This window comes from Marinobacter sp. B-21 (assembly GCF_056857895.1).
Genome location: NZ_JBSXNZ010000039.1, coordinates 26,214 through 32,368 on the forward strand (window position 1 = coordinate 26,214; position 6,155 = coordinate 32,368).

Annotated in this window: 5 protein-coding genes; 3 read left to right on the forward strand and 2 right to left on the reverse strand. The window is 52.8% G+C overall.

Features of this window, described 5'->3' with window-relative positions; translation table 11 throughout:
• Nucleotide 1: 1 nt before the first annotated feature.
• Nucleotides 2–640, reverse strand: a complete 639-nt coding sequence (locus AC13C0_RS01995) for a helix-turn-helix domain-containing protein (RefSeq protein ID WP_341582065.1) — start codon at nucleotides 638–640, stop codon at nucleotides 2–4.
• 350 nt (nucleotides 641–990) lie between these two features.
• On the opposite strand from AC13C0_RS01995, the gene AC13C0_RS02000 reads away from it, so the two are divergent.
• From AC13C0_RS02000 to AC13C0_RS02010, 3 genes are all read left to right on the forward strand, one after another.
• The gene (locus AC13C0_RS02000; RefSeq protein WP_482953881.1) at nucleotides 991–2,601 is read left to right on the forward strand and encodes a glycoside hydrolase; all 1,611 of its coding nucleotides are present in this window, start codon (nucleotides 991–993) and stop codon (nucleotides 2,599–2,601) included.
• Nucleotides 2,602–2,874: 273 nt separating this feature from the next.
• Nucleotides 2,875–3,516 (forward strand): hypothetical protein, encoded by a 642-nt coding sequence (locus AC13C0_RS02005; RefSeq protein WP_341582063.1) that lies wholly within the window; start codon nucleotides 2,875–2,877, stop codon nucleotides 3,514–3,516.
• A complete protein-coding gene (locus tag AC13C0_RS02010) occupies nucleotides 3,516–4,166 on the forward strand; it encodes an RES family NAD+ phosphorylase (RefSeq protein WP_482953882.1) in 651 nt (216 codons plus the stop codon). Before AC13C0_RS02005 ends, AC13C0_RS02010 begins: the two co-directional genes overlap by 1 nt.
• Nucleotides 4,167–4,220: 54 nt before the next feature.
• Here the strand turns inward: AC13C0_RS02010 and AC13C0_RS02015 are convergent, their stop codons facing one another.
• The gene (locus tag AC13C0_RS02015) at nucleotides 4,221–5,582 is read right to left on the reverse strand and encodes a hypothetical protein (RefSeq protein ID WP_482953883.1); all 1,362 of its coding nucleotides are present in this window, start codon (nucleotides 5,580–5,582) and stop codon (nucleotides 4,221–4,223) included.
• Nucleotides 5,583–6,155: the final 573 nt, after the last annotated feature.

The window sequence follows — 6,155 nt, forward strand, 5'->3', positions numbered from 1 at the left end:
CTTATACAAAAAACATGAAGTCGCGCGGCGCGAAAATATTGCGCTTGCAGAAAATGGGCGACACCAGGTCTCCCTCGTAAAATTCCCGATATTCTTCCGGGATGACAGAAAACTCTTTTTGTACCGCCGGTACCCGTTGACACCAGTCAGGCGCTACCGCAGGGTGAGACTTTGGCGGTTCAGACCAGACTTCGGCCATACGCTCAAGGAAGCAGGCCTTCAGGGCATATTTCAGCGCATCTTTTTCGTGGGGATCCGGCACTTGAGCCAAATCCCACTCCTTACGCCAGAAGAGCTGCACATCATCCATAAATGCCACGGTATCTCTCTGAATGACTGATTCACACATGCGATCCAGAACCCCTTCGGGTGTCATGACGTCCGGTTTCGGGAGGGAATCGACCTCTAGGGAAACATTCAATCCCAACTTGAGCGCCATGTTGACCAGGGCATCCACCCGGAACTCTCTGGCCTTGCCGTTGAGCAAAGCACTGATTCGAGGCTGGGAAATGCCAAGGCGCTCAGCGGCTTCGGTCTGAGTCAAATGATTTTGAACCAGGGTGTCGCGCACAGCGCGAGCCAAGGTTGCCCGAATTTTCAGGTTCTCCACTTGAATGGCTTCATCGTTTACGGCTTGCATCGCGCCACCTCCTGCAAGTGCTCAATGCCAACGCAAAGGATAATACCACAAGAAATATAAAATATATATTTACTTTAATAGTTGAAGGGCAAAGAAAACCCTCCTTTTATTAACTCATCCGCACAGTTCTCTAAAGACAGCAGGTTTGCAGAAAAATTGAAGTAAATATACTCGGTTAACGTTTCAATGTTAATGTACGCTTCTGATCAGTGGGTATATTTACCTTTCGAGTGATGACCGGGTTGCCGCGATATTCCCGAGTGCATTTTTGAGGGGATGATCCAGAGATAGAGCGACCAAATACCCCTGCCAGGCCTGGTTGATAAAGCTCACAAGGCGGAAAAGTGAAAATGACAGTCATGTCTGCCCCGCGAAAATCGACTTGGATAGGATTTTCAGGATTCCTTCGACTGGTAACAATCGCATCCGTCCTGATTTCCGGTGCCTGCTTCGCCGCTTCTTTGGAAACCGGTTCCGGGAAAATGGATGTGCCTGTCACCGTGCGAATAGACAACGCCATCGAATACCAGGAAGTAGCCGGATTTGGCGCGACAACCCTTGCCGGGATCATGCTGACGGAAAACGGGCTGCGCGACATGCTGGGCGCAACGTTAAGGCACCAGGCCATCAAGGCGGTCTACCATGACGTGGGCCTGACGCTTGGCAGCCTGGAGTTGTGGCTGGAGCCGGCCAACGACAACGACGACCCCATGCTGATCAACAAGGATGGCTTTCAGTGGGAAACATCGAACGCGATGCATGATCTGCTTGTACGTCCTGCAAGAGCCTATGGCTTCAGCAATTATTCGCTTGGCCTGAAGATAGACATGCGGCGGGAATTGCGCTGGATGGATGAGCTGCGTGAAAGAGATTACAGTCGCTATCTTCAGGAAGCCGCCGAATACGTAGCCGCCGGTGTTGTACACTGGCAGGAAATAACCGGGGCCGCCCCCCGGTTTATTACACTGTTTAACGAACCATTGAGCGGTAACCGGGAACTGCGTGGCGGCTCGAAGCACGAAATAGTCGATATTATCAAATCCGCTGGCGAACGGTTGCGCGCGGAGGGGTTTGCACGCACGAGATTCATTGTTCCCGCTGAAGAGACCGTTGCCAAATCCATCGATACAATCGAGTCCATCCTTGCCGATGAAGACGCGCGCTCCTATATCGGTGCGTTGGCCTATCACGCTTATCCCTATGATTCTGCTTACTCCAGTGTCCGGCGTATTTTGCAGACATCAGGGAGGGGACTGCCGGATCACGATGAGATACGGATTCGCCAGCGGCTTTATGAACTTGCCGCCGGTTATGACATCCCGGTGTGGATGACAGAGACCTCCGAGGGGCCGGGCCGGGCCGATTATCCTTTTGGATCAGCGGAAAACCTGCGGGCACGCGCCAACCATATTCATGATGAACTGGTTTATGCCAATGCATCAGCCTACTTTGCGATGTACGACATGTGGGACAGGCAAAGCCACGATGCGCATTTCAAAGACAGAGGCATCGATTTTTTCAGTGAATCCAGTCATATCGTGCTCATCGACCAGAAAACATCTGAAATCCATATAAGTGGAATCGGATTTGCCATTGGCCACTTTGCCCGCTGGATTACCCCGGGTTCATTGCGTATTGATGCAGTATCAGACAATAACCTTGTCAAAGTGGCAGCATTTCGCACCGGCAAGAACAACGAATTGGCTCTTGTCATCATCAATAATGGAGATTTCGAGGCCGACATCGATGTTTCCCTGGAAAACATGGGTTTGCGGGGGGCGGTAAACGGGGAATATTCAGACACGTCAAACCGCTGGAAAAAACTTGCCCCCCTGACACCTTTAAATAACACCCGTTTCAGATTAACCGTCAGCCCGGTGAGCGTGACCTCCTTGTCCACCGGAATAATTGAATTGAATGATTTACCCAGTTTGCCAGGCGTATCGCCGGCACGTTTTTAAACTGTTTCGTGTTGTTCGTAACAACCGCCAACCCCTGGATAACAATACCCACTTGTTTCACGGTGTCCGGGTAGGCTACGGGGTTTGGGAGCCGCAATGCCTGACTCTTGTTGCTTTTAAAGATGCTTGCTCGTTCCACGATTTGCGCCTCTCGGTGTAGGTACGTGTGGTATATCCCTGCTTGGCACTGCATTTCATGATGAAGAGGACCTTTTTTATTTGTGGGGTGCGGCCTATAATTAACACATGCATACAGTGTATGAGGTTAATACCATGACCGCCGAGCCAGATACCACTATCAACGTCAACTCGCAGGACCTGCAGGCTCTGGGGAATGCGGGCATCAATAAGGCGGACATTGAGAAGATGCTCCATGCGCTGGCGACCGATCTCCGGTCCGGGAACGAAGCAGCGGTTCACGATCAGGCCAATGGCCTCACGGCCGCTGAGATTGAGATTCTCCGGGAGGGCGGCGCCTACGGCCTTGATGACACATTCCCCGGCGCCTTGGCGAGGTCCCGGCGCCTCGCGGTCATGCGGCTCCAACTGGAATTCAAGCAGTTGCAGCGTGACTCGCTGTACGCCTCAGCTGTGGCCGAGCTGCTAGGTATCTCAGCTGCCAGGGTGCGGCAACTCACCAACCCGGGCAACCCGGGGCTGTACAGTTTCAAAGGGGCCCGGAGCAAAGCGTGGTTTCCGCGCTGGCAGTTTGTCGAGAGCTCCGTAATCCCCCATCTGCGGCTGGTACTCCAGACCCTCAGCCCCCAGGCACACCCGGTCACAGTTCAGCAGTTCATGACGCAGGTGAACAACGACCTATGGAGCTCCGAACTGGAAGAAAACCTGTCTCCCCGTGACTGGCTGATCGCTGGGTACCCGGCTGAGCCTGTCCTGAGCCTGATCAGGGATATCTGATGGCAAAGTTTCCAGAGCCGCCAGATGTCGACGCACTGAAAAGCATCCCGTCTCAAACCGTCAATCTGGAGGCCGGGGAGAAGATCTTTCGGGTATTTCGCACCGAAGGGCCGTATCCTGTGTCATGGAATACCTTCCGGTATTTCGGTCCCACGTCGTCCCGTTTCGACCACCATTTGCGAAACAAAGTTGGCCAGCCGGGTAATGGTGAGCGAGGAGTCCTCTACGGCGCCATCGGCCCCCGGGCCATCCCTACTTGCCTGGCTGAGTTCTTCCAGGGAACCCGGAAGATCAATCGAAAGGACGGGGTACCTGTTCTGAGTGCTTTTGCTCTCACCGCGCCACTGACCTTGCTGGATTTACGCGGTTCCTTCGCAACCCAGATCGGCGCCAGCATGGCGATCAACACCGGGCCACGACCCCGGGCCCAGCGTTGGGCTCAGCGGCTATATGAGGCGTACCCCCGGGCGCATGGGATCATCTATCCCTCGTCCATGCATGCCAATGAGCCTGCAATTACCTTGTGGGAGCGTAGCACGGCCTTCATGCCCCGCCACCCACTGGTCCATCGTCTGCTGTCTGACCCGGCCCTGAAACGCGTGATTCTCGAAACCGCTGACGCTATAGGCTACCCGGTGGTCGACCCCTGATCCGAACACTGCTTTCAGGGGCTCAGAAGATTAGCGGATTGCCCAGACGGGGCACTAGTCAACAATTAGCTCAATTTTTTCGGGAGGAAGCTTGCATTCCATGCACAGGGGGTAACCCTCGGAGTTCGTCAGCCCTGACGAATCGAACACATACAGATACGCGGCGTCGAGATTTTCGATTGCTCCCTGGTATAATTTCAATTCGACTTGGTTGTCAGACCATTTGACCGGGCGCTGGTTCTCATAGAGAGTCACTTGATCAATGGTCGGAGCATTTCCTAACATAACGCGCTGCAAAGTGTTGTCGATATAGATGTCATCTACATAGCTTTCCTGCAATTTTCCGACCTTACCGTTTAGGCCCATTAACGCAACGGTTGGGCTCCATTTACCTTTGTAATCAAGAGAGGGGTCAAAGGAGAAGCTTGTTAACTCACGCGCATTAACGCGCAGCCTTACCAAACCCTTTTGTGTATCCATTTCCAGTTCAAGATGGTTCCATTCCCCACCTTTTACCGGAGCCGTGGACCAGTTAACGACGGAGCCGACAGTTTGATGCATTTGCGTCCAGGAAAACCGGATTCCCTCCTTGCCCTGGGGGTCTTCCCAAATCCTTATGTACTTCTGTGAGCCCGGTGTTTCATAACCGGGCCCACCGGAGCCAACAAATGTTTCAGGAAAAGTAGAGGTGGCCCCTGAGCTCTCGCCCAGAATTTCCACTCCCAAAAGAACAGCCGTTCTCGGTGGCTTCCCATCAAATACCAGGTTAATCTGGCCTTCTTCATCTATTCCGATAAAGGTTGCTTTGGTCACTCCCCCTACATTCAGGGTTTCGCCCTCCTGGAACTGGCCAGTAAGGTTCACGGGCGCAACGCGCCAGTACCATTGAGGAGCGTATTTGGGTCTGAACCACCAGGAAACATAGAGTTGGGTATTGTCAACAGGAGTCTCCCAGCCAGAGTTGCCCCCGTATGCCACGGGGTTGCCCACCGTTGAGTTATGACCGAGCATTAGATAGTGCTTGCCGGAGTTGTTGTAGCGTGGGGTGTACTGCGATGCTATTTCGGGCGGAAATGACCCCCAGGCTCCACTTGAAACGGCTGACCAGATCGAAGGTTGGCCTTGACCCGTTGCCGGGACCTTGGCGCCATCTGTTAAGGTTTGGTAATTTTCATTGAGAGTCCCATTTTCATAGCTGGAATCCACCTGGTCGAAAAGAATGGGTGCCGCCTGGGATTTTGCGCCAAAGCCGGAGCCTTGAACTGTGATGGTGGTGTCGTCGCTCTCAAGACTTTCTACTATCACTGATGTAACGGTCGGTGCTGCCATGGAGCTAAAGCTGAGAGTGGCGGCCAGTGCGCCTGTTACCAGGGCCAGAGCGCCCTTTGTGGTGGTGGGCAGAAGTGGGCTGTTCATGACAATTACCTTTCTGTGTCCGGGAGAATGATCAAAGAGAGTGATCAAGTCTATAGAGATCGCCGGAGATGCCGAGGGACTGCTTCGCAGTATTATCAGAGCTTCATACCGCTTATCATTATCCTGAATCAGTAACTTCGTTACCAATATACGCTGCAGATAGTCAGTTTAGGCAGGCCTAATCAGGTTTGGCAGTGACTCTTGGTGTTTTGGGGGATAAACGCCGTTAAACTGACGCTCTTGCCCTAACCCAAATTGAGTCACATTTTTGAAGCTGGAAACTTAGACAATGGCCAACCAAGATCAGTTTGCCACGGGAAGTATAGGCTTCAGTTCTGGATTGCTGGAGAGTAAACGTATGCTTGGGGGCTGGTGCGCTGACGGGTGAAAAATAAACGGATGAACCCATTCGGGACACAAGATAAAGATTTACCCCCTCTGTCAAGGTAGTTGGAACCCCACCCGATGTTAGACTCTCTCAATAAAGTGGGGCGAGAGACAGAGGTTTTCATGAAATATTCACCGGAGCGTCGCGAAGCCATTCTTAAAAAGTTACTGCCACCTAATAACCGG

Bases quoted from the DNA above. Each gene is read 5' to 3' on its own strand.
- AC13C0_RS02010 (WP_482953882.1), top strand. From the start codon at position 3,516: ATGGCAAAGTTTCCAGAGCCGCCAGATGTCGACGCACTGAAAAGCATC.
- AC13C0_RS01995 (WP_341582065.1), bottom strand. From the start codon at position 640: ATGCAAGCCGTAAACGATGAAGCCATTCAAGTGGAGAACCTGAAAATT.
- AC13C0_RS02000 (WP_482953881.1), top strand. From the start codon at position 991: ATGACAGTCATGTCTGCCCCGCGAAAATCGACTTGGATAGGATTTTCA.
- AC13C0_RS02005 (WP_341582063.1), top strand. From the start codon at position 2,875: ATGACCGCCGAGCCAGATACCACTATCAACGTCAACTCGCAGGACCTG.
- AC13C0_RS02015 (WP_482953883.1), bottom strand. From the start codon at position 5,582: ATGAACAGCCCACTTCTGCCCACCACCACAAAGGGCGCTCTGGCCCTG.